This is a genomic window from Limnohabitans parvus II-B4 (assembly GCF_003063455.1).
GTDB lineage: Bacteria > Pseudomonadota > Gammaproteobacteria > Burkholderiales > Burkholderiaceae_C > Limnohabitans_A > Limnohabitans_A parvus.
Genome location: NZ_NESN01000003.1, coordinates 205,053 through 226,749 on the forward strand (window position 1 = coordinate 205,053; position 21,697 = coordinate 226,749).

The following is a 21,697-nucleotide window of genomic DNA, read 5'->3' on the forward strand; positions in this document are numbered from 1 at the left end:
TAAAATCGCGCCAATCATGACAGATTTCAACGCCCAACTCTTGACTGCCATTCAGGCTCAGCCAGATGGCTTATCGCTTGGGGATGTTTCTGCAGAATGGCCCGATGTGCCGCGCCGCAGCTTGCAAAGAGCTTTGGCAAAGTGGGTGACAGAAGGCAAAATCGCGCCAGTTGGCAAGGCACGTGCTACCCGTTATGTGGCTAATTCCGGAATCGCGCCAAAAGTGGTGGCTTACGCTTTGCCCACTCAAGACGGGTTGTCAGAGTCAGCCACTTGGCTGGCCGAAGAAGAACTCTCCACGGGCCAGTGGCTGCTCTCGCCCGACAGCAAAGACATCCGCGCCTATCTGGCCCAGCCCTGGAGCACCCGCAAACCGGTGGGTTACCAGTCTGAGTTTTTGCAGGCCTATCAGCCCAACGTCACGTTTTATCTGCCCCAGCCTGTGCGGGCGCAGTTGCACCGCATGGGCCGCACCGGGCCGGGGCCGCAACCGGCGGGCACTTATGGCCGCGCCGTGCTTGACCGTTTGTTGATCGATTTGTCTTGGGCGTCCAGCCACCTGGAGGGCAACACCTATTCGCGCCTGGACACCCGCGCCCTGATCGCCCACGGCCAGCAGGCGCAAGGCCACGGCGTGACCGAGACGCAGATGATCCTGAACCACAAGGCCGCTATCGAGTTGCTGATGGACAACGTGGCCGCGCCGCAGCTGAGCCGCTATGTGCTGATGAACCTGCACAGCGCTTTGTCAGAAAACCTGCTCGAAAGCCCCGAGGACGAAGGCCGCTTGCGTCTGCACCCGGTGCAAATTGGGCAAAGCAATTACCAGCCGCCATCGGGCCAGTCGCTGATTGGCACCTTGCTGGATGAAGCGCTGGCCAAATTCAACGCAATTGAAGACCCGTTTGAGCAGTCGTTTTTTGCGATGGTGCACTTGCCGTATTTGCAGCCTTTTGCCGACTGCAACAAACGCACGTCGCGCCTGCTGGCCAACTGGCCGCTGCTGCGGGCCAACCTGTGCCCGCTGACGTTTTTGGGCGTGTCGCAGGACTGGTACACCGCATCGGTGCTGGGCGTTTACGAGATGAACCGCGTGGAGCTGCTGCGCGACTTGTTCATGTGGGCCTATGAGCGCTCGACCAAGGAGTACCTGACGGCCAAGTCCAGCGTGGTCGAACCAGATGTGCTGCGCCTGACTTACCGCGACGCCATTCGCCACATCGTCAAGGCCGTGGTGCAAAACCCCGAGCAAGACCCGCTGGCGTTGGTGGCCACCCAAGTGGCCCTGGCCGTGCCTGGGCCGGACCGTGAAAACGTTCGGGCCTTGGTCATGCAAGAGCTGCGGCGATTGCACGAAGGCGTGTTGGCCCGCTATGGCCTGCGCCCGGCTGAGCTGGAGCGCTGGCGCAGCATTCAGGGGTGATCAGCCGCGCAGCCCTTCGAGCACGTTCACCGTGTTCACGCCCAAATCTGCCGCAGCGTAGCCACCTTCGAGCGTGAGCACCGTCGGCAAACCCAGCTGCGCTATCGCTCGGCCGACCTGCAAATAATCCGCACTGCGCAACTTGAAGCCCGAAATCGGGTCGCCCTCAAAGGTGTCCAGCCCCAGCGGCACCACCAGCGCTTGCGGCGCAAAGTCGCTCACGGCCTGAATGGCGGTTTGCAGCGCGGCCCACCAGACTTCAAACCCGGTGCCACGCGGCAGCGGCAGGTTCAGGTTGTAGCCCTCGCCAGCCCCCGCGCCGCGCTCATCCGCATGGCCTAAAAAGAACGGGTATTCGGTGCGTGGATCACCGTGAATGGACACCGTCAGCACATCGCTGCGCTCGTAAAAGATGGTCTGCGTGCCGTTGCCGTGGTGGTAGTCCACATCCAGCACAGCCACACGCGCCAGCCCGCCGTCGCGCAAGGCCTGCGCGGCCACGGCGGCGTTGTTGATGAAGCAATACCCGCCCATGTAGTTGGGGCCTGCATGGTGGCCTGGTGGGCGGGTCAGCGCCATGGCAAAGCGTTCGCCACCCAGCACCGATTGCGCGGCGGCCAGCGCACAGGCCGCGCCCTCGCGTGCGGCGGCCCAGCTGCCCGCCATCAAGGGCGTGCCCGAGTCAAACGCGTACTGCCCCAGCCGCGCCGCAAAGTTGAGCGGCGGCATATCGGTGCGAAAGCCGTGCCGAGCGGCCAGCGGCCAGACCGAGGGCAGGGCGTCCACCAACGCATTGCCCGGGTCCAGCGCCACCCAGTCGCTCCAGGCGTGCGCCAAAAAGTCCAGATAGTCGGCGCTGTGTACCCGCCGCAAAGCCGCGTCCAGCGGCAGGTCGGCTGCTGGTTGCACCAAGGTGCCGACAGGGCGCTTGTTCAGTTCATCGAGCACATGCTGCAAGCGCTGCGGCACTTCGTGGCAATCGACCAAGCGGCCTCGGAACATTTCTTGGCGGCCAGCGTGCTCAGCGTGATGGGTGTTGTGGAAGATTTTCATGGCGGGTTACTTTGCTGTCCTGCCGGTGGTTTTTTTGCTCTGGCTTTGACTCAACAGCCGCAACTGTTTGGCGTTTTGTGAGCTAATCACTTTTTTGCCCGTCTCAGCCTCCAGCTTGAGTCGCGCCTGCTTGGCAACCCCGCCACCGCGTTTGGCCACATCTTCGTGATCATCGAGCGTCTGGGGCTGCACGGCTTCTGAAATTTCCTTGGTGGACAACTCGGCCAGCATGCTCATGATCAGCTCTTTGTTGGTCATGTTGTCACGCAGGTTTTCTTTTTTCAGGCCCTTGTGCTGCTTGTATTCCTTGGCTGTTTTGTCGGCCCAGGTTTTGTAAATCACATCGGTCAAAAAAGCGAACTCTGGCCCCTCTTGCAAGCCGTGCTTTTTCCACTCGTCGGTCAGCTCTTTGCGAATTTCAATGCTCTTGAGCCGCTGGTTGATCCAGTTGTCCGAATAGCCCAGCCGCTTGTAGTCGAGCATGGCTTGCTCGATGCTGAGCTCGGGGTCTTGCAGCTGGTCTAGACGTCGGCTGCCCACTTTGGCCAACCAGAGCTTGAAAGGTTCGGCCTTTTTTGAGGGGATGGATTGGACAATACGCAGAAGCTGTTCGGTATCGGCCACATCGGTAATACGCAATTTGCCATCGGCTGCCTTCATTTTCAAACCGTGACAATTTGTCACGGTTTCGTTGCCCTCAGCCTTCAGGCGCTGTTTGAGCTTGCGCCAATAAGCTGTGGCATCCACACTTTCTGTCAGCGTTGCCACCACATCCACGATGGAAAACCACCACTTTTCTTCGCCTTCATCCCATGCCGTGCGTATGTGAACGGAGTCGAAAAATTGCACTTTCACGGGGCGATCATTGGGCATGGGTTTCTCCACCGACATCTAAGTGGATATTTTCGCATTAGGCGTTGGCAAAGCGCTTACCAACGCTTCACCCAAATTCCCTAAACCCCTTGAGCGCAGGCAGCGGCGCGAAGTTGGCTTCGCGTTTTTGTTGCATGGCGCTGATGGCTTCGCGCACATTGGCGTTGCTCCAGATCGCGCCTTGCAGCCAGCCCATGTGGCGCAGGCTGTCTTCGGTGCTGTGGTCGCGGGCGTAGTGCAGCACTTGTTTGGTACCCCAAATGGCCACGGGTGGTTTGCTGGCGATTTCTTTGGCCGCTTGCAAGGCGGCGGCCACGGTGGCTTCGTGGGTGGGCAGCACCTCGTTCACCAGGCCGTGGGCCAGCGCCTTGTCTGCGCTCAGGCGACGGCCTGTGTAAGCCAGTTCTTTGACCAGCGCCATGGGCAGCAGTTTGGGCAGGCGTTGCAAGGTGCCCACGTCGGCCACCATGCCGATGTTGATTTCCTGGATGCAGAAGAACGCATCGGCCGAGGCGTAGCGCATGCAGCAGGCGGTGACCATGTCTACCGCGCCGCCAATGCAGCCGCCGTGGATGGCCGCGATCACCGGGATGCGCAGCTCTTCAAGCAGGGTGAAGGTGTGCTGCATGTCGGTCAGCAGGTCGTACACGGCCGAGCGGCCTTCGGCGCTGGTGTCGTCCATCTGTATGGCGCTGCCAAAGGTCTGCAGGTCCATGCCCGCGCTGAAATGTTTGCCCGTGCTCGAGATCACCAGCGCCCGGGCGGTGCCCGCTTTGTGGATGTCGGTCAGCACCTCGTGCAGCTCGCGCCAGAAGGTGGGGTGCATGGTGTTCATCGCCTCGGGGCGGTTCATCACCAAATGGGCAACGTGGCCTTCAGTCGTCAAAGAAAAGCAGTTGAGTTTGTCCATGGTCATTCGCTTGGGGTGGTGGGGTGGCAATGGCTTCACTGTAAGACGCCCCGGGGGCAGGCGCTGTCCCCGCCTTGACCAGCGAGCCCACCCGCACGCCCAGCAGCCGAATGCGACGCGACAAGTCCACGCGTTTAAGGCACTGGCCCGCCAATTGGCGGATGCGCTTGGCGTCAGCCGTGTAGCCGTCAATGCTTTGGTCGCGGGTAACAGCCTGGAAGTTGTCATAGCGCAGCTTGATGCCGATGGTTTTGCCTTCGTAGCCTTTGCGCTGTAAATCGGCCGCCACTTGCTCGCACAACCGAGTGAAGACGGCCCCCAACTCGGCGCGGTCGCGCACGGCGTGCAGGTCGCGCTCAAAGGTGGTTTCGCGGCTCATGCTGACGGGTTCGCTCTCGGTTTCAACCGGGCGGTCGTCGCGGCCCCAAGAGGCTTCGTGCAGCCAAGCGCCGTAGCTTTTGCCAAAGTTCGCCATCAGCCAAGGCAGCTCGCGTGCGGCCAGGTCGCCGATGGTGTGGATGCCAAAGCCTTTGAGCTTTTCATCTGCCTTGGGGCCTACGCCATTGATCTTGCGGCAAGCCAGCGGCCAGATGTGGGTTTGCAGGTCGGCCTCGTGCACGATCGAGATGCCGTTGGGTTTATTGAACTCGCTGGCCATCTTGGCGATCAGCTTGTTGGGCGCCACGCCCACCGAGCAGGTCAGGCCCGTGGCGTCAAAAATGCTTTTCTGGATCAGCCGCGCCAGCACGCGCCCGCCTTCACGCTGGCCGCCGGGCACCTCGGTGAAGTCGATGTAGACCTCGTCCACGCCCCGGTCCTGCATGACGGGCGCGATGTCGGTGATGATGCTTTTGAAGGTGCGCGAGAAGTAGCGGTAGCGGTCAAAGTCCACGGGGAGCAGGATGGCTTGCGGGCAGAGCTTGGCGGCTTTCATCAGCCCCATGGCTGAGCCGATGCCAAATTGCCGCGCCGCGTAGGTGGCGGTGGTGATCACGCCGCGCCCGGTGTAGCCATTCAAGCGCGGGAAGAAGTCGACCGGGATGCGGTCCAGCCGCTCGGCAAAGGTTTCTTCGGTCCATTCGCCATCGGGGTAGGCCGCTTGCAGCTTGCCCAGCAGGTCGTCTTCTTTGCGCCTGCCGCCGCCAATGACGACCGGCATGCCCTTGAGCTGCGGGTAGCGCAGCAGCTCGCAGGATGCGTAAAACGCGTCCATGTCGAGGTGGGCGATGCGGCGGATGGGCTGGGTCATGGAAGGGTGCTCAGAGCCATGATGACATGAGGCCGAAGGGTATCGTCAACCTCGGACTTGATCCGAGGATTCAGCCTCCCAAAGATGGATTCCCGATCAAGTCGGGAATGACAGCACTGTGGTCCGGGAATGACAGCACTGTGGTGCGGGAATGACAACGCTGAGGTCCTGGCATGACACTGCTGCCGTCATACCCGCGAATGCGGGTATCCATGCCTTTAAAACCATGGATTCCCGATCAAGTCGGGAATGACGAGGGAGGCGTTTGGTTTTTCGATCGAGTCGGTAATGACCGAGAAGGCGTCAGGCCGTCGGAAAAGTGCCCGGCAGCAAAATGCTTTTGTCCACGGTCTGGATGTCGGTGCGGCCGCAAAAGGCCATGGTCACGTCCAGTTCTTTGTGGATGATTTGCAGGGCTTTGGTCACACCCGCTTCTCCCATGGCACCCAAGCCATAGACCATGGCGCGGCCGATCATCACGCCTTTGGCCCCCAAGGCCCAGGCCTTGAGCACGTCCTGGCCGCTGCGTATGCCGCCGTCCATCCAGACTTCGATCTTGTCGCCCACGGCTGCCACGATGGCTGGCAAGGCTTCGATGCTGCTGGGCGCGCCATCCAATTGACGTCCGCCGTGGTTGCTGACCACGATGGCATCGGCACCGCTGGCCACGGCCAGTTGGGCGTCTTCCACGTCCATGATGCCCTTCAAGATCAGCTTGCCGCCCCATTGCTTCTTGACCCAGGCGACGTCTTCCCAGTTGAGCGTCGGGTCAAACTGTTCATTGGTCCACGAGGCCAGCGACTTCATATTGGTCACGGCTTTGACGTGGCCCACCAGGTTGCCAAAGGTGTGGCGGCGGGTAGCCGCCATGCCCAAGCACCAGCGCGGCTTGGTCATCAGGTTGATGATGTTGGCAATGGTGGGGCGGGGTGGGGCGGTCAGGCCGTTTTTCAGGTCTTTGTGGCGCTGGCCAATCACTTGCAAATCGAGCGTGAGCACCAAAGCGCTCACGTTGGAAGCCTTGCAGCGGTCGATCATGCGGGCCATGGCCTCGCGGTCGCGCATCATGTAAAGCTGAAACCAAAACGGCGCTTGCGTGTGGGCTGCGATGTCTTCGATGGAGCAAATGCTCATGGTCGACAGTGTGAAAGGGATGCCGAACTTCTTGGCCGCCATGGCCGCGTGCATTTCGCCGTCGGCGTGCTGCATGCCGGTCAGGCCCACGGGGGCGATGCACACGGGCATTTTGGTGTCGATGCCGACCATTTGGGTGGCGGTGGTGCGGTTTTCCATGTTCACGGCCACGCGCTGGCGCAGCTTGATCTTGTGAAAGTCGCTTTCGTTGGCGCGGTAAGTGCCCTCGGTCCAGGAGCCGCTGTCGGCGTAGTCGTAGAACATGCGCGGCACGCGCTTTTCGGCCAGAACGCGCAGGTCTTCGATGTTGGTGATCACGGGCATGCTGAGGGTCTCCGGGGTTTGGACTTGGGTCTTAATCTTTCAGATCGTAGTCCACCCCTGCCGCGCAGCTTGTGAAACTTGAGACAGTCGTTTTGAAATTTCTTGAGGTGGTTTGGCAGGCGCTGGCCTGAACCCACCCCATCGCCAGCAGGGAAGAAACGGCTTCAGCTGCTGCAGCTGACGCTGCCGCAACCTGACATGGTCACGTTTTTGATGGCCGACGGATCGGCCAGGGTTTCGGTCACGCTGTCAAAACCCACCGATTTCAGGTGTGCGGCCAGTCCGGCGTCCATGCTGGCGGCATGGCCCGGGAACCACTCGGCCAGCGCTTCGGCCAGGCGGGTGATGATTTGCTTGTCGGTGTCCAGGTAGTGGGCTTCGACCACGCGCATGGTCTCCAAAATGGTGGCGTGGTGCTCGGCGTGGCAGTTGTCGGCTGAAAAGCCGGTGGCCAACATCCAGCGTTCTTCCTGCGCAAAGTGCTCCACCGTGTGGGCCAGAAACGCTTTGTAAACCGGCAATTGCTCGTCTTCAGGGGTGGCCAGGATCTTGTTGATCATGTCCATAAATTCCTGATGGGTTTCGTCCATCCGTTCGTCACCCGTGTTGAGTGAATCGGTCCAGGGCATCAGGGTGGGGGTGGCAGTGGTCATGGTTGGGGTGCAGGTGGGGCGCAAAGTGATGGCCCAAATTATGGCGGATCACCGTGCCGGGCTGGATGCCGCCTGTCAATGCGCAGTGTTTTTACGGGAGCGTGCCCCTGCTCGCGAATGGCTTCTGGCACCAAAACGCACATTCGACCGCAGGGGCTGCCTCCCGCAAAAGCAGCAAATGGCCGGTCAAGGCTCGGTCACCCGCAGGTGCGCCAGCCCGTAAAGGGGGCCGCCCATGAAAGTTCCCCAGAGCATTTCGGCCCAGAGTGCCCCCCAGCCGTAGGCCTCGGACACGCTGTGCTGTGACAACAATTCCAGGCGGGGGTGTAGCTTGGCAACTTCCAGTCCGTTGTGCACCCCCCAAACGAACGGGGCACCTGTTTCGCTTTTGTGCGCCAGCATGGCAGTCGGCCCTACGGTCAAAGGCGACACAAAGTCCATGACCAACTCCGAGCCCTCGGGGGCGTTTTCTCCTATTTCACGGATGATGCTGTGCACTTTGCATGGCTGCAAATACATCAACACCCCTTCACAGACCACAAACACAGGACGCTTTTGATCGCGCTCGCGCAAGGCTAAACGGTTCCACCAACCGGGTAGCGTGATGTCCATGGCCTGGTTGTGGCAGAGCGAAGATGACTTGGGAATGAACGACTGACGCAAATCGATCACCTGCTCCAGGTCGACATCCATCCATGTATTTTTGCCGTTACCAAGCCATTGAAAATAATGCGCCAGACCTGCGCCGAGATTGATACCCGGACTTTGAGGGGCGCGGGAGAAAAAATCTCTGCCCAGCGTTTTGATCAGGCCTGTACGCCAAAGTACATTGACAAACGTGGGGGCATCATGACCAAAGGTTTCCACCTCTGCTCGCATGGCCGTGAGCAGTTCTTGGGCATAGCGATCGTGTGGGTCCAGCAGGGGGAACGAAGCGCTCGCTTGAGCGCGGGCTACCAAAGGAATCAGCAAGGTGCGTGGCACACCCGTCAGGTTTTCGATCAGAGATGAGTGGGCGCTGAACTGCATGGCGTGATCTCCTTGGGTCTCATCTGTCTTCTCAAACCGAGAGAACGGGTTGGCGCCTTGGCGCCTCAAAGTGTCGAGTCTTGCGCGTTGGTTTGCTGCCGTCTGTGCGCGCACTCACCCTGGGATCTGCCGTGGACGTTGTTGTGGACGAAATCAAGACAGGTTGACGGGCATCAATGCCAACCCATGCGCGTCTAATTTTGAATACTTAATGGTGATTAAAATGGCCCATGATGTTCACTGACGATTTCTGGATTTGGGTCCAAATGCCGCTGACCTGGATCAAATGGGCCAAAGACCAAGGCCTTTGGGACTTCATCACCGCGGGCTCGGGTTTGCTGATTTCAGCCTTTGTATTGGGCGGAAACAAAAAGAAGATCCCCGAGTTTTCAGTGCACCTCACGTATTCGATGGGGACGGGGCACAAAAACTACCCCAATGTGCTCAACATCGAGCTGCGCAACTTGATGGACGCGCCACTGGTGATTGGGCGGCCCAATTTCAAGTTCGCGCCCGGCGTGAAGGCGGGGCGATATGCCCATGGCAATACCGCCACGGGGGACTATGAAATCAAATTTCGCCCCATTGGCACCGATGGCCAGCCGATTGAAGGTTACAGCTACACCCATGTGATGCTGCGCCACCGCGAGCAGGCTTACAGCTACCTGCCATTGACCGACGAGTGGGATGAACAAGCCCTTTTGGCCGCCATTGCGCCCAAGCGGCGTTGGGGCATCTTCAAGACCGAAAAAGGCTTGGGCACCTTGTTTTTGAGCGTGGTGCTGCTCAAAGACGAAAAGCCCCGTGTCATCACCATGGCGGTGCCAGTGATCCGCCTGCACAAAGGCGTGTCAGCGCCCAGATTAGGGCGAGAGTGGGGGTGATTCAGCGCAGCAGACTGCGCCGAATCGTTTTCAGGCCAAGCGGGCGCGGTGGCGTGCGATCTGCACCCGCACTTGCGCAGGCGCTGTGCCGCCCAAGGTGTTGCGGGCGTTCAGAGACCCTTGCAGGCTGAGCGGCCCGAACACATCGGCTTCGATGCGGCTGTCGAACTTTTGCAGAGTTTCCAACGGCAGCTCTGACAAGTCCACGCCCAAGCCTTGCGCGGTTTTGACCGCGTGGGCCACCACCTCGTGGGCGTCGCGGAAGGGCAAGCCTTTTTTAACCAAATAGTCGGCGAGGTCCGTCGCGGTCGCATAGCCCTTCTTAACAGCCGCTTCCATCGCGGCGGCGTTGACGGTGATGCCGCCTTCCTTTTGGCCTGTGGCGGGGTTCACTTGGCCGCCGACCATTTCGCTGAAGATGCGCAGGGTGTCTTTGAGCGTGTCCACCGTGTCGAACAGCGGCTCTTTGTCTTCCTGGTTGTCTTTGTTGTAGGCCAGGGGCTGGCCCTTCATCAGGGTGATCAGGCCCATCAGGTGGCCGACCACGCGGCCGGTCTTGCCGCGTGCCAGCTCGGGCACGTCGGGGTTTTTCTTCTGCGGCATGATGGACGAGCCGGTGGTGAAGCGGTCAGCGATCTTCACAAAGCCGAAGTTCTGGCTCATCCACAAGATCAACTCTTCAGAGAAGCGGCTGATGTGCACCATGCACAGGCTGGCGGCTGCAGTGAACTCGATGGCAAAGTCGCGGTCGCTCACGCCGTCCAGGCTGTTTTGGCAGACTTGTGGGTGGCCTGCTTCATCGACCATGCCCAGGGTACGGGCCACGCGTTCGCGGTCCAGCGGGTAGGTGGTGCCGGCCAAGGCGGCGCTGCCCAGGGGCAGGCGGTTGGTGCGGCGGCGCACGTCGACCATGCGCTCGGCGTCGCGGCTGAACATTTCCACATAGGCCAGCAGGTGGTGCGCAAAGCTCACGGGCTGGGCCACTTGCAGGTGGGTAAATCCGGGCAGGATGACTTCGACGTTTTGCTCGGCCACATCGACCAGCGACTTTTGCAGGTCGACCAGCAAATCGATGATCAGGTCCATCTCGCTGCGCAACCACAGGCGCACGTCGGTGGCCACTTGGTCGTTGCGGCTGCGGCCGGTGTGCAGGCGCTTGCCCGCGTCGCCCACCAGCTGGGTCAGGCGCGCTTCGATGTTCAGATGCACGTCTTCCAGGTCAAGCTTCCACTCAAACGCGCCGGATTCGATCTCTTGCGTGATTTGCGCCATGCCGCGCTGGATGTCGGCCAGGTCGCTGGCGCCAATGATTTTTTGCGTGGCCAGCATCTCGGCGTGGGCCAGCGAGCCTTGAATGTCGGCTTGCCACAGGCGCTTGTCAAAGAACACGCTGGCGGTGTAGCGCTTGACCAACTCGCTCATGGGTTCAGAAAAGAGCGCGGACCAGGCTTGGGATTTTTTGTCGAGTTGGTTTGTCATAGGTGGGGGATTTTATCGGGCGGCAAGTGGCTACCCGAAAACCGGTCATCAACCCGTATTCCGCAGCCCTGCCGCAATGCCGTTGATCGAGATGTGAATCCCGCGCTGCACACGCTCGTCGGCCAAGCCGGCCCGGTAACGGCGGATCAGTTCGACCTGCAGGTGGTGCAGTGGGTCGATGTAGGGGAAGCGGTGGCGGATCGAGCGGTCCAGTGCCGGGTTGCTGGCCAGGCGGTTCTTTTCGCCGGTGATCTGGGCGAGCGCGTCGGCGGTGCGGTGCCATTCGGCCTCGATCGCGGCAAAGATCTTTTTGCGCAAGCGGGCGTCACTCACCAGTTCGGCATAGCGCGAGGCCAGGGCCAAGTCGCTCTTGGCCAGCACCATGTCCATGTTGGACAGCAGGGTGCGGAAAAACGGCCACTGGCGGTACATTTTTTGCAGCAAGGCCAGCGCCGCTTTGCGCTCGGTCGCATCGGGCTTGTCCAGATAGGCGGCCACGGCCGAACCAAAGCCCAACCAACCGGGCAGGGTCAGGCGGCATTGGCCCCAGCTGAAACCCCAGGGAATGGCCCGCAAGTCTTCGATTTTTTCAAGCGCTTTGCGCGATGCGGGGCGTGAGCCGATGTTCAGCTGGGTCAATTCCTTGAGCGGGGTCGCGCCAAAGAAGTAGTCGGTGAAGCCGGGGGTCTCGTACACGAGGGCGCGGTAGGCGTCCATGCTGGCTTCAGACAGTTCGGCTGCCACGTCCAGAAAGGCCCTCGTGGCGGGCTTGGTGGGTTGCAGCAGTGTGGCTTCGAGCGTGGCGGCCACCAGCGTTTCGAGGTTGCGGCGGCCGATTTCGGGGTTGGCGTATTTGGACCCAATGACTTCACCCTGCTCGGTCAGGCGGATCTGGCCACGCACGGTGCCCGGCGGTTGTGCCAGGATGGCTTGGTAGCTAGGCCCACCGCCTCGGCCCACGGTGCCGCCCCGGCCGTGGAACATGCGCAAGGTGATGCCGTGGCTGCCTTTGAGTTTGTCAAACAGTTCAACCAAAGCGATTTCGGCGCGGTAAAGCTCCCAGTTGCTGGTGAAGATGCCGCCGTCCTTGTTGCTGTCGGAATAGCCCAGCATGATGTCTTGTTCGCCACCGGAGCGTTGCAGCAGTGCGGCCACGCCGGGCAGGGCATAAAAGTCGCGCATGATGGGCGCGGCGTTGCGCAGGTCTTCAATCGTCTCGAACAGGGGCACCACGATCAGGTCGTTGTGCGCTTCGCTGTCCAGCGTGCCGCGCAGCAGGCCCACTTCTTTTTGCAGCAGCAGCACTTCCAGCAAGTCGCTCACGGTTTCGGTGTGGCTGATGATGTAGTGGCGAATGGCCTGTTTGCCAAAGCTGGCCAGCATGCGTCGGGCCATTTCAAAAATCGCCAACTCGGATGTGGCGTGGGCGCTGTAGTCGGCACCCGGCACGCGCAGCGGGCGCGCATCGTTCAGCAGGCCCAGCAGCAGGGCTTGTTTGGCATGTTCGTCGAGCTGGCTGTAGTGCTTTTCGACCCGTGCCGTGGTCAGCAGTTCAGCCACCACTTCTTCGTGCTTGTCCGAACTTTGGCGCAGGTCCACCGTGGCCAGGTGAAAGCCAAACACCTCCACTGCACGGATCAGCGGGTGCAAGCGCTGCGCGGCCACGGCTTCGGCGTGGTGGCTGCACAGCGACGTCTCGATGACGCGCAGGTCGGCCAGAAATTCTTCGGCTCTTGCATAAGGGTTTTGCGGTGCCACGGCGTGGCGGGCGGCTTCGCCTCCGGTCAGGTGGGTCAGCGTGGCGGCCAGGCGGGCGTACATGCCTGTCAGGGCACGCCGATACGGCTCGTCCTGGCGGTGTTCGTTGGTGTCGGGCGAGCGCGCAGCAAGTGCCTGCATTTCGGGGCCAAAGGGCACCAGCATGGCCGACAGCGACAGCTCGCTGCCCAGGTAATGGACTTCGGTCAGGTAGTGGCGCAGGGCCACATCGCTTTGCCGGGTCAGTGCGTGTTCCAGCGTTTGTGCGGTCACGTTGGGGTTGCCGTCGCGGTCACCGCCAATCCACTGGCCCATGCGCAAGAAGCTGGCAATGGGCTGGCCGGGCAGCGCCTCTTCCAACTCGGCATAGAGCTTGGGGATTTCGCGCAAGAACGTGGCCTCGTAATAGCTCAGCGCGTTTTCGATTTCGTCGGCCACGGTGAGTTTGGTAAAGCGCAGCAGGCGTGTTTGCCACAGCTGCATCACGCGGGCACGCATTTGCAGCTCGTTGGCGGCCAGCTCTTTGGGCGTCAGCGCGTCTTTGGCGGCATTGACCGCAGCGGCACGGGCCTTGATGGCGTCGCGCTCGGTCAGCAGGTGGGCGATGTCGCGCTCGGCGTCCAGGATGCTTTTGCGCTGCACCTCGGTCGGGTGGGCGGTGAGCACGGGCGATACATAGCTGGTGGCCAGCATGTCCGAGATGCTTTTGGGCGTGATGCCCGCCCAGCGCAGGCGCTGCAGCGCCACGTCGATGCTGCCTTCTTGTGTGTGGCCAGCGCGCTCGTGGATGGCGCGGCGGCGGATGTGGTGGCGGTCTTCGGCCAGGTTGGCCAGGTGCGAAAAGTAGGTGAAGGCGCGGATCACGCTCACGGCCCGGTCGCCCGGCAGATTTTTCAGCAGCTTTTTCAGTGCCTTGTCGGCCTCATGGTCGGCGTCACGGCGGAAAGCGACAGAGAGTTTGCGGATTTGCTCCACCAACTCGTAAGCCTCTGGGCCTTCTTGCACGCGGATCACGTCACCCAGAATGCGACCCAGGAGGCGAATGTCCTCCACCAATGGGCGTTCGCTGTCGCGCTTTTCTGTGCGGGGTGTGGCGCGGGGCAGTTTGGCTGCGACGTGGTGGTCTGTGGAGGCCTGTTTCATCGGGATGGGTTCGGTGAAGGGGTGGTTTGGCTGAGGCGTGTCGAGACTTGTGGCCTCGTTGCCTCATGCTAGCATCGCCCAGACCCTATTAATTACCAACTGGTTTCATCGTGGTGAGGCCTTTTTGACGAGAAATTCAACGTGTCTTCGACCTCTGCTCCCTCCATCGTGATCGCCACCCGTGAAAGCCGTTTGGCGCTGTGGCAGGCCGAACACGTCAAAGCCTTGTTGCAAGCGCGCGGCTGTCAAGTCACGCTGTTGGGCATGACCACTCAGGGCGACCAGATTCTGGACCGCAGTCTGAGCAAAGTCGGCGGCAAAGGTTTGTTTGTCAAGGAACTCGAAGTCGCGCTGCACGAAGGCCGTGCCGACATTGCGGTGCATTCGCTCAAGGATGTGCCCATGGACATGCCCGAAGGCTTCGAGTTGGCTTGCGTCATGGAGCGCGAAGACCCGCGTGACGCTTGGGTGTCGGCAGCTTATGCCCGCCTGGAAGACCTGCCGCAAGGCGCGGTGGTGGGCACATCAAGTTTGCGTCGCACGGTGTTGCTGCGCGCTTTGCGCCCTGATTTGAAAATCGAGCCTTTGCGCGGCAATCTGGACACCCGTTTGCGCAAACTCGATGAAGGCCAATACGCGGGCATCGTGCTGGCAGCGGCGGGCCTCAAGCGTCTGGGCCTGTCCGAGCGCATTCGCCACATTTTTGAGACCGACCAGATGTTGCCCGCCGCAGGCCAAGGTGCTTTGGGCATCGAGATCCGCAGCGACCGGGCCGACTTGCGTGCCTTGCTGGCGCCGCTGGCCGATGCGCCGTCGTGGCGTCGGGTGGCAGCCGAGCGTGCGGTGAGCCGTGCCATGGGGGGCAGTTGCTCCATGCCTTTGGCGGCGCACGCCACGATCGAGGACGGCGTGCTGCAACTGCGCGCCGCCTGGGGCGACCCACAGGGCTCGACCCAGTTGGTCACGGCCCATGGCCACGCCACCGCCACGGACTTGCAGGCGGCAGAGGCTTTGGGCCTGAGCGTGGCCCAAGCCTTGCGCCAGGCTGGCGCGCATTGAATTTTCAGGCTTGGCATGGCTGAAGCCCTTGTGGTGATCGTCACCCGGCCTGAGCGTGAGGCCGCATCTTGGGCTGCGGGTTTGCAAGCCCATGGTGTGCGCACCGAAATGATTCCCCTGATCCAGATCGCTTCTTTGCCCGATGCCTACGCCTTGCAGGCGGTGTGGCAGCAGGTGCCCCAACATTTGGCAGTGATGTTTGTCAGCGCCAATGCGGTGCGGTTTTTCATGGCCGCGAGACCCGATGGGCTGGATTTGCGAGCTTGCCGTGCCTGGTCTACCGGGCCAGGCACTCAGGCGGCCTTGCTGGATTGCGGCTGGCCAGCCGATCAGATCGATTCGCCGGATGCCGATTCAAGCCAGTTTGACTCGGAAGCTTTGTGGGACCTGGTGGCGGCGCGAGTGGCGGCGCAAGTGGCGAAGATGGATCACGCCTCGGTGCTGATTGTTCGCGGCGCAGACGCCCAAGGGCAGATAGCTGGGCGGGACTGGTTGGCACAAAAGTTGGCCGAAGCGGACGTTCAGGTGGTGCAAGCCGTGGCTTATGTGCGGCAAACCCCCGTGTTGTCGGTCAGTCAGCAACAAAGGGCGGTGCAAGCCATGACCGATGGCAGCTGGTGGTTGTTCAGCAGCTCCGAGGCGGCCCAGCACCTGTTGCAGGCCTGTCCCGGTCTGGCTGTGGGGCAAGCCAGAGCGCTGGCCACACACCCGCGCATTGCCCAGCGCCTGCGCCAGACCGGTTGGGGCCGGGTGGAGACGGTGCCCGCTGGCCTAGAGGTGCAAGCGGTGTCTATAAAATCGCTGACATGACCTCCACGCCCGAAACACCACCGTCCTCTGTTGCGACCCGTCAACCTGTGCGCCGACGCGTCTGGAGCCTTTGGGTGCCCTTGGGTGTGGCTAGTCTTGCTTTGCTGGTGTCGGTGTTGCTGTGGCAAAAGCTGTCACGCATTCAGGAGCAGTTGGCACGCCAAAGTGCCGATGCAGGGCAGCAATCGCTGGAGGCCAAAGCCTGGGCCAGACAAGCGCAAGAAACCGTGAAAGACAGCGCCGCACGCCTGACGCTGATGGAAGCCCGCTTGGGTGAGGTGGCGTTGCAGCGTGGGCAGCTGGAAGAGTTGATCCAAAGCTTGTCGCGCTCGCGTGATGAAAATTTGGTGGTCGACATCGAAGCCGCTTTGCGCATGGCGCAGCAGCAGGCGCAATTGACGGGCAGCATGGAGCCCTTGCTGGCGGCACTCAAGTCGGCCCAGGTGCGAGTGAAACGGGCGGCGCAGCCCCGGCTGGCCCCGGTGCTTCGGGCCGTTGAAAAAGACCTGGATCGACTCAATACGACGCCAGCGTTCGATTTGCCGGGCTTGCTGATCAAGCTGGACGAAGGGGTTGCTTTGGTCGATGGCTTGGTGCTGGCCAACCAGGAGTTGCCCACTGCCGCCATGACCCGGTCTTTGGCCGAAGCAGGCAGCACGCCCACCCCGCCATCTTGGTGGATGGCGGGCTTGATGCAGTTTGCCGAGCAACTCAAGGGCTTGGTGCGCGTGAGCCGCATCGAGTCGCCAGAGGCTGCTTTGCTGTCCCCGGAGCAGGGGTTTTTCTTGCGTGAAAATCTCAAACTCAAATTGCTCAATGCCCGTTTGGGCTTGCTGGCCCGTCAAAAAGATGCGGCCCGTGCAGACCTGGCTTCGGCATCCGTGATCGTGCGCCGTTATGCCGATGCGTCTTCGCGCAAGACTGTTCAATTGCTTCAATTGCTGGAGCAATCAGGCGGGCAGTTGAAAGCCAGCGAGACCCCTCGTCTGGACGGTTCATTGACCGCTTTGGCCACAGCGGCAGCAGGAAGGTAAGACCTCATGCGCGCAGCTCTTTGGCTCATCAGTTTGTTTTCTTTGGCCGTGGCTACGGCCTGGCTGGCTTGGCACAACAACGGCACGGTGACGTTTTTCCTGATGCCATACCGGGTCGACTTCTCACTCAATCTGGTGCTGTTGATGCTGGGTTTGGTGGTGCTGGTGGTGGTGTTGGCCCAGCAGGCTTTGTCGGCCTTGCTGTCTTTGCCCAAGCAAGCCCAGCGCTGGCGCTTGCAGCAAAAAGAAAGGGCCGCCCATGCGGCCTTGCTCGAATCGATCAGCAACTTCATGGCCGGACGTTTCTTGCGCGCCCGCAAAGCAGCGCAATCGGCCCTTGACAAAGAAGCGCGCCTGAAAGATGCCGGCCTGCAGCTTGACCATGCGGTGGCTTTGCGCACGGTCGCGCACATCATGGTGGCCGAATCGGCGCACGCTTTGCAAGACCGCCATGTGCGGCAAACGCACTGGCAAGAAGCCTTGGAGGCGGCCAAGGCGGGGCAGTCTTCCGAGCGCCAGGCTTTGACCGAAGGCGCTCAACTGCGCGCAGCCCGCTGGTTGCTGGATGACCGGGATGCCGCAGGCAGCCTGAGCCTCTTGAAGAGTTTGCCTTCGGCCTTGGGGCGTCGCATGGTGGCCATGCGCATGCAGCTCAAGGCGGCCCGATTGGCTGGCCAACCTGCCCAGGCTTTGGACACGGCCGTGTTGCTGGCCAAACACCGCGCCTTCACGCCAGCAACCGCTGACAGTCTGGTGCGCGGCCTGATTTTGGAATGGTTATCGCATTTGCACGATCCAGAGTCTGTCCAGCGTTTGTGGCTCCAATTGACTTTGGCGCAACGTGCCATGCCTGACTTGGCCGCAGAGGTCGCTTTGCGCTTTGTGGCGTTGGGCGGCTCGGGGGGCATGGCCAAACCCTGGCTTCAGCCTTTGTGGGCACCTTTGCAATCGCCACAACCGAAGTGGACACCTGACCAGCTGGCGCGCATGGTGCAAGCCATGGAAGTCTGCCTGGCAGACGCGCAGGCTGCCGATGCACGGCAGTGGCTGGCCCGGGTCGAAGCGGCGCAACAAGCCCACCCGCAAGATGCGCGTTGGCAGTATTTGGCGGGCATGGTGTGTTTGCGTCACCAGCTGTGGGGCAAGGCGCAAAGCCTGTTGGCTCAAGCGGTCAAGGGTTTGCAGAGCCCGGCTTTGAAGCGCAAGGCCTGGTGCGCCTTGGCCGAGTTGGCTGAGCAGCGCCAGGATCCTGCCGCCGCCGCGGCCGCCTGGAAGCAAGCCGCACTGGTTTCCCAGAGCTGACCCATTCCCGTTTGTTGCTCGGTGTGTGCCTGACATGAACCACCCGGTGCCGTTGCACGGAATCACGCTGGGTGAACATCCTCCGACCCGACGAAAGCTTGACGTTTCGTCGACTGAAACAACAAGCCGTGGGTCAGTTTTTGCTGCAGGGTTTGATGGTTTTGAGGCGAAAAAAAAGCGGGCGAATCGCCCGGTTTTTCGAAGCACCAAGGGCGCTTGACCTTGAGGGTCAGAACGGCACGTTGAGTTGCTTCAAGTCTTTGCGTGTTTCCACCAGAACCAATGGGCCTTCATCCAGCACCACAGCTGGCGGACGCTCGCGCGGCACGCGGACCGGCTTGGGTTCGGCAGCGATGGCGGCCTGGACAGCAGCAACCTTGTCGGCATCCGAATTCACCCAGACCAGGCCAGAGCCTTGCGCCACTTGGTGCAAGCTGTCGATCTGCAAGGTGTAGTGGGTCACGGAAGGCAAGCCTGCGCGTGCAGCCGCAGGTGCTGCTGTTGGCGCTGCCACGGGGGCTGGCGCCACAGGTGCTGGAGCCGCAGGTTTAGCCACTGGTGCCACAGGGCTTGCGACCACAGGGGCTTCTGTCGCAGCGGCAGGTGCAAGTGTCGACACAGCTTCCGTTGCCACAGCGGCAGGTGCCTCGGCAGCAGGGGCGGCTGAGGCTTGCTGCGCACGCTCAAAATAAGAGCGTGGTGCAGGGCGGTCTTCACCTGTGGCTTCGGCGGCAGCGGCAGAAGCGGGTGCAGTGTTCACATCGGCTTGGGTGTCCTCGCCTGTGCTGTCCTGGCGGGGTTCGCCTGCGCGTTCACGTCGGTCGCGGCCATAGCGGTCACGCGAGCGGCGCTCACGGCGTTCGCCGTTGTTTTCGGACGGTGCCCCCCCTTCTTGGGCTGCTTGGGCTTCTTGTCCTTCGGCGACGATCACCTCGGCTTCAGGGGCGCTGTTTTCGTTGAAGGCGTTGTCGCCCTGGCGGCGCTCGCCACCGCGTTCACCACGCTCACGACGGCCTTCACCACCGCGTTCGCCACGTTCACGGCGACCCTCGCCACGACCTTCGCCGCGCTGTGCGCGTTCGTTGCGCACTTCGGTGCCATCGGCGTTCAACTCGGGCGCTGCATCGCTGCGACCTTCGTTTCGGCCTTCGCTGCGGTTCTCGCCACGACCATCGCGGCGGCCTTCACGGGGAGGACGGTCGCCGGCAGGACGTTCTGTTCGCTCACCACGCTCACCACGCTCAGTGCGTTCGCCGCGTGCCGGGCGGGCTTCGCCTTCACGCAATTCGTTGCGACCTTCACCACGGCGGCCACCTTCGCGGGGTGCGCGGATTTCGCCTTGTGCAGCACCTTCGCTGCGTTCACCACGGCGGCCATCGCGACCACCACGGCGGCCATCACGGCCCCCTTCACGGCGTTCGCCATCGCGGCCGCCTTCGCGACCCTCGGTGCGGCGCTCGCCATTGCGGCCTTCGCGTGCTTTTTCATCCTTCTTGCCAACAGCCGCTGGCGCTGCTTCGGGGGCACTGCCGCCGAACAGGTTCTTCAGCCAACCGAAGAAACCACCCGTAGCTGCCGGAGTTGCCACGGGCGCTGCTGCGGCCTTGCGTGCAGGCTTGGCTGCTGCCACCGGGGCTTCTGGCTTGACCGGTGCAATCGGCGCGGGTGCGTCAGGCAGCACGCCCTTGATGACCGGCGTTTGCTTGTTGGTGGGCTCTTGCGAGCGGCGCGTCACGGTGGTGGCGTCTTCGATCTCTTCGGCCATCTTGTAGCTGGCTTCGATGCGGTCCAGGCGCGGGTCGTCGTGCTTCAAGCGCTCGAGCTTGTAGTGCGGTGTTTCCAGCGACTTGTTGGGCACGAGCAGCACGTTGATGCGTTGCTGCAGCTCGATCTTGGCGATCTCGGAACGCTTTTCGTTGAGCAGGAAAGACGCGACTTCGACGGGCACTTGGGCGTGCACAGCGGCGCTGTTGTCCTTCATGGACTCTTCCTGAATGATCCGCAGGATCTGCAGCGCCGAGCTTTCGGTGTCGCGGATGTGGCCTGCGCCGCCGCAGCGAGGGCAAGGAATCGAAGCGCCTTCCGACAAGGCGGGTTTGAGGCGCTGGCGACTCATCTCCAGCAAGCCGAACTTGCTGATCGAGCCGAACTGCACACGGGCGCGGTCTTGGCGCAGCGCGTCGCGCAGGCGGTTTTCCACTTCGCGGCGGTTCTTGCTCTCTTCCATGTCGATGAAGTCGATCACGATCAGGCCGCCCAGATCGCGCAATCGCATCTGGCGGGCCACTTCGTCGGCGGCTTCGAGGTTGGTGCGGGTGGCGGTTTCTTCGATGTCGCCGCCTTTGATGGCGCGGGCCGAGTTGACGTCCACCGACACCAAGGCTTCGGTGTGGTCGATCACGATGGCACCGCCCGATGGCAGTTGCACGGTACGGGCGTAGGCCGATTCGATCTGGTGCTCGATCTGGAAGCGGCTGAACAGCGGTGCGTCGTCGCGGTAACGCTTCACACGTGGCGCGAACTCGGGCATCACGTGGCTCATGAATTGCTGAGCTTGTTCGTAGATGTCGTCGGTGTCGATCAGGATGTCGCCGATGTCGTTGTTGAAGTAATCGCGGATAGCGCGAATCACCAAGCTCGATTCCTGATAAATCAGGAAAGCGCCTTTGCCCTGGGCGGCGCCGTCAATCGCGGTCCAGAGTTTGAGCAAGTAGTTCAGGTCCCATTGCAACTCGGGCGCGGAGCGGCCAATGCCCGCGGTACGCGCAATGATGGACATGCCCTTGGGGTATTCCAACTGGTCCATGGCTTCTTTGAGCTCGGCCCGGTCATCGCCCTCGATGCGGCGGCTGACGCCACCACCACGGGGGTTGTTGGGCATGAGCACCACATAGCGGCCAGCCAAGCTGACGAAGGTGGTCAGGGCGGCGCCTTTGTTGCCGCGCTCTTCCTTCTCAACTTGCACCAAGAGGGACTGGCCTTCTTTGATGACATCCTGGATGCGCGCTTGGCTGACGGACACGCCTTCAGCAAAGTATTGGCGCGAGATTTCCTTGAAAGGCAAAAAGCCGTGGCGGTCTTCGCCGTAGTCCACAAAGCAGGCTTCGAGCGAGGGCTCGACACGGGTCACCACCGCTTGGTAGATGTTGCCCTTGCGTTGTTCGCGGCCTTCGATTTCGATTTCGTAGTCGAGGAGTTTTTGTCCATCGACGATGGCCAGGCGGCGCTCTTCAGCTTGCGTGGCATTGATCAGCATCCGTTTCATGATGCGTTCCTTCTCTTGTCAGCGTTGACCCCAGTGCAGAAAAATGCCTGCTGTCTGGAACCTGTTTACACAACTGGCTCTGGATTCCTGGGAATCTCAAAGCCTCCGTTGCCGGAGCTGACGCCTGAAACGAAGGGAATTGCCGAGGGTGATCACCATTCAGCTGCGCGTGAGCACAGGAATGGGGATCGTGGCGCGTGGATGGGGCGAGGCAAAAGGCATGCAAAGATTCGTCCACTGCCGGGGGCTTCCCCCGGTGTCCAAGACAAACTGCCGGGCACAAGGCGTGACTGTGGAGCGAGGCTTCGTGAGCCA

The 21,697-nt window shown here is 61.6% G+C and carries 16 protein-coding genes; 6 read left to right on the forward strand and 10 right to left on the reverse strand.

Annotation, left to right across the window (positions count from 1 at the left end; translation table 11 throughout):
* Positions 1-16: 16 nt before the first annotated feature.
* Positions 17-1,423, forward strand: a complete 1,407-nt coding sequence (locus tag B9Z37_RS09430) for a Fic family protein (RefSeq protein ID WP_108312989.1) — start codon at positions 17-19, stop codon at positions 1,421-1,423.
* Here the strand turns inward: B9Z37_RS09430 and B9Z37_RS09435 are convergent, their stop codons facing one another.
* The 7 genes from B9Z37_RS09435 to B9Z37_RS09465 form a co-directional block, all read right to left on the reverse strand.
* A complete protein-coding gene (locus tag B9Z37_RS09435) occupies positions 1,424-2,476 on the reverse strand; it encodes a histone deacetylase family protein (protein ID WP_108312774.1) in 1,053 nt (350 codons plus the stop codon). It lies immediately after the preceding gene.
* Between the two features lie 6 nt (positions 2,477-2,482).
* Positions 2,483-3,349 carry a BRO-N domain-containing protein gene (locus B9Z37_RS09440; protein ID WP_108312990.1) on the reverse strand — a complete coding sequence of 289 codons (867 nt, stop codon included), beginning with the start codon at positions 3,347-3,349 and terminating at the stop codon, positions 2,483-2,485.
* Positions 3,350-3,416: 67 nt separating this feature from the next.
* Complete coding sequence (locus tag B9Z37_RS09445) at positions 3,417-4,259, reverse strand: enoyl-CoA hydratase-related protein (protein ID WP_108312991.1); 843 nt, start codon at positions 4,257-4,259, stop codon at positions 3,417-3,419.
* The gene (dinB, locus tag B9Z37_RS09450; RefSeq protein ID WP_108312775.1) at positions 4,225-5,508 is read right to left on the reverse strand and encodes a DNA polymerase IV; all 1,284 of its coding nucleotides are present in this window, start codon (positions 5,506-5,508) and stop codon (positions 4,225-4,227) included. Before dinB ends, B9Z37_RS09445 begins: the two co-directional genes overlap by 35 nt.
* Before the next feature lie 303 nt (positions 5,509-5,811).
* Positions 5,812-6,966: an alpha-hydroxy acid oxidase gene (locus B9Z37_RS09455; protein ID WP_108312776.1), complete on the reverse strand. Its 1,155-nt coding sequence runs from the start codon at positions 6,964-6,966 to the stop codon at positions 5,812-5,814.
* Positions 6,967-7,130: 164 nt separating this feature from the next.
* The gene (locus B9Z37_RS09460) at positions 7,131-7,619 is read right to left on the reverse strand and encodes a bacteriohemerythrin (RefSeq protein ID WP_108312777.1); all 489 of its coding nucleotides are present in this window, start codon (positions 7,617-7,619) and stop codon (positions 7,131-7,133) included.
* A gap of 186 nt (positions 7,620-7,805) precedes the next feature.
* Positions 7,806-8,648 carry a class I SAM-dependent methyltransferase gene (locus tag B9Z37_RS09465; RefSeq protein WP_108312778.1) on the reverse strand — a complete coding sequence of 281 codons (843 nt, stop codon included), beginning with the start codon at positions 8,646-8,648 and terminating at the stop codon, positions 7,806-7,808.
* 230 nt (positions 8,649-8,878) lie between these two features.
* Between B9Z37_RS09465 and B9Z37_RS09470 the strand changes: the two genes are divergently transcribed.
* A complete protein-coding gene (locus tag B9Z37_RS09470) occupies positions 8,879-9,532 on the forward strand; it encodes a hypothetical protein (RefSeq protein ID WP_108312779.1) in 654 nt (217 codons plus the stop codon).
* Positions 9,533-9,562: 30 nt separating this feature from the next.
* Here the strand turns inward: B9Z37_RS09470 and argH are convergent, their stop codons facing one another.
* Complete coding sequence (gene argH, locus B9Z37_RS09475) at positions 9,563-11,011, reverse strand: argininosuccinate lyase (RefSeq protein WP_108312780.1); 1,449 nt, start codon at positions 11,009-11,011, stop codon at positions 9,563-9,565.
* A 48-nt stretch (positions 11,012-11,059) separates the two neighbouring features.
* A complete protein-coding gene (gene ppc, locus B9Z37_RS09480; protein WP_240606678.1) occupies positions 11,060-13,912 on the reverse strand; it encodes a phosphoenolpyruvate carboxylase in 2,853 nt (950 codons plus the stop codon).
* A 141-nt stretch (positions 13,913-14,053) separates the two neighbouring features.
* On the opposite strand from ppc, the gene hemC reads away from it, so the two are divergent.
* From hemC to B9Z37_RS09500, 4 genes are read left to right on the forward strand one after another with little or no spacing between them, the layout of a single operon-like run.
* The gene (gene hemC, locus B9Z37_RS09485; protein ID WP_108312781.1) at positions 14,054-14,971 is read left to right on the forward strand and encodes a hydroxymethylbilane synthase; all 918 of its coding nucleotides are present in this window, start codon (positions 14,054-14,056) and stop codon (positions 14,969-14,971) included.
* Between the two features lie 15 nt (positions 14,972-14,986).
* Entirely contained in the window at positions 14,987-15,781 is a 795-nt protein-coding gene (locus B9Z37_RS09490; protein WP_108312782.1) for a uroporphyrinogen-III synthase, read from the forward strand.
* Entirely contained in the window at positions 15,778-16,815 is a 1,038-nt protein-coding gene (locus tag B9Z37_RS09495; RefSeq protein WP_108312783.1) for a uroporphyrinogen-III C-methyltransferase, read from the forward strand. The genes B9Z37_RS09490 and B9Z37_RS09495 overlap by 4 nt, the downstream gene beginning before the upstream one ends.
* Before the next feature lie 6 nt (positions 16,816-16,821).
* Entirely contained in the window at positions 16,822-18,117 is a 1,296-nt protein-coding gene (locus B9Z37_RS09500) for a heme biosynthesis protein HemY (protein ID WP_108312784.1), read from the forward strand.
* A 229-nt stretch (positions 18,118-18,346) separates the two neighbouring features.
* Here the strand turns inward: B9Z37_RS09500 and B9Z37_RS09505 are convergent, their stop codons facing one another.
* Positions 18,347-21,382, reverse strand: coding sequence for an Rne/Rng family ribonuclease (locus tag B9Z37_RS09505; RefSeq protein ID WP_108312785.1), 3,036 nt, complete (start codon positions 21,380-21,382; stop codon positions 18,347-18,349).
* Positions 21,383-21,697: the final 315 nt, after the last annotated feature.

What these genes read in the sequence shown, in the direction of transcription:
- B9Z37_RS09465 (WP_108312778.1), bottom strand. Translation starts at nt 8,648, where the DNA reads ATGCAGTTCAGCGCCCACTCATCTCTGATCGAAAACCTGACGGGTGTG.
- B9Z37_RS09455 (WP_108312776.1), bottom strand. Translation starts at nt 6,966, where the DNA reads ATGCCCGTGATCACCAACATCGAAGACCTGCGCGTTCTGGCCGAAAAG.
- B9Z37_RS09460 (WP_108312777.1), bottom strand. Translation starts at nt 7,619, where the DNA reads ATGACCACTGCCACCCCCACCCTGATGCCCTGGACCGATTCACTCAAC.
- B9Z37_RS09505 (WP_108312785.1), bottom strand. Translation starts at nt 21,382, where the DNA reads ATGAAACGGATGCTGATCAATGCCACGCAAGCTGAAGAGCGCCGCCTG.
- B9Z37_RS09430 (WP_108312989.1), top strand. Translation starts at nt 17, where the DNA reads ATGACAGATTTCAACGCCCAACTCTTGACTGCCATTCAGGCTCAGCCA.
- argH (WP_108312780.1), bottom strand. Translation starts at nt 11,011, where the DNA reads ATGACAAACCAACTCGACAAAAAATCCCAAGCCTGGTCCGCGCTCTTT.
- B9Z37_RS09495 (WP_108312783.1), top strand. Translation starts at nt 15,778, where the DNA reads ATGACCTCCACGCCCGAAACACCACCGTCCTCTGTTGCGACCCGTCAA.
- dinB (WP_108312775.1), bottom strand. Translation starts at nt 5,508, where the DNA reads ATGACCCAGCCCATCCGCCGCATCGCCCACCTCGACATGGACGCGTTT.
- B9Z37_RS09435 (WP_108312774.1), bottom strand. Translation starts at nt 2,476, where the DNA reads ATGAAAATCTTCCACAACACCCATCACGCTGAGCACGCTGGCCGCCAA.
- B9Z37_RS09500 (WP_108312784.1), top strand. Translation starts at nt 16,822, where the DNA reads ATGCGCGCAGCTCTTTGGCTCATCAGTTTGTTTTCTTTGGCCGTGGCT.
- B9Z37_RS09470 (WP_108312779.1), top strand. Translation starts at nt 8,879, where the DNA reads ATGATGTTCACTGACGATTTCTGGATTTGGGTCCAAATGCCGCTGACC.
- B9Z37_RS09445 (WP_108312991.1), bottom strand. Translation starts at nt 4,259, where the DNA reads ATGGACAAACTCAACTGCTTTTCTTTGACGACTGAAGGCCACGTTGCC.
- B9Z37_RS09440 (WP_108312990.1), bottom strand. Translation starts at nt 3,349, where the DNA reads ATGCCCAATGATCGCCCCGTGAAAGTGCAATTTTTCGACTCCGTTCAC.
- ppc (WP_240606678.1), bottom strand. Translation starts at nt 13,912, where the DNA reads ATGAAACAGGCCTCCACAGACCACCACGTCGCAGCCAAACTGCCCCGC.
- B9Z37_RS09490 (WP_108312782.1), top strand. Translation starts at nt 14,987, where the DNA reads ATGGCTGAAGCCCTTGTGGTGATCGTCACCCGGCCTGAGCGTGAGGCC.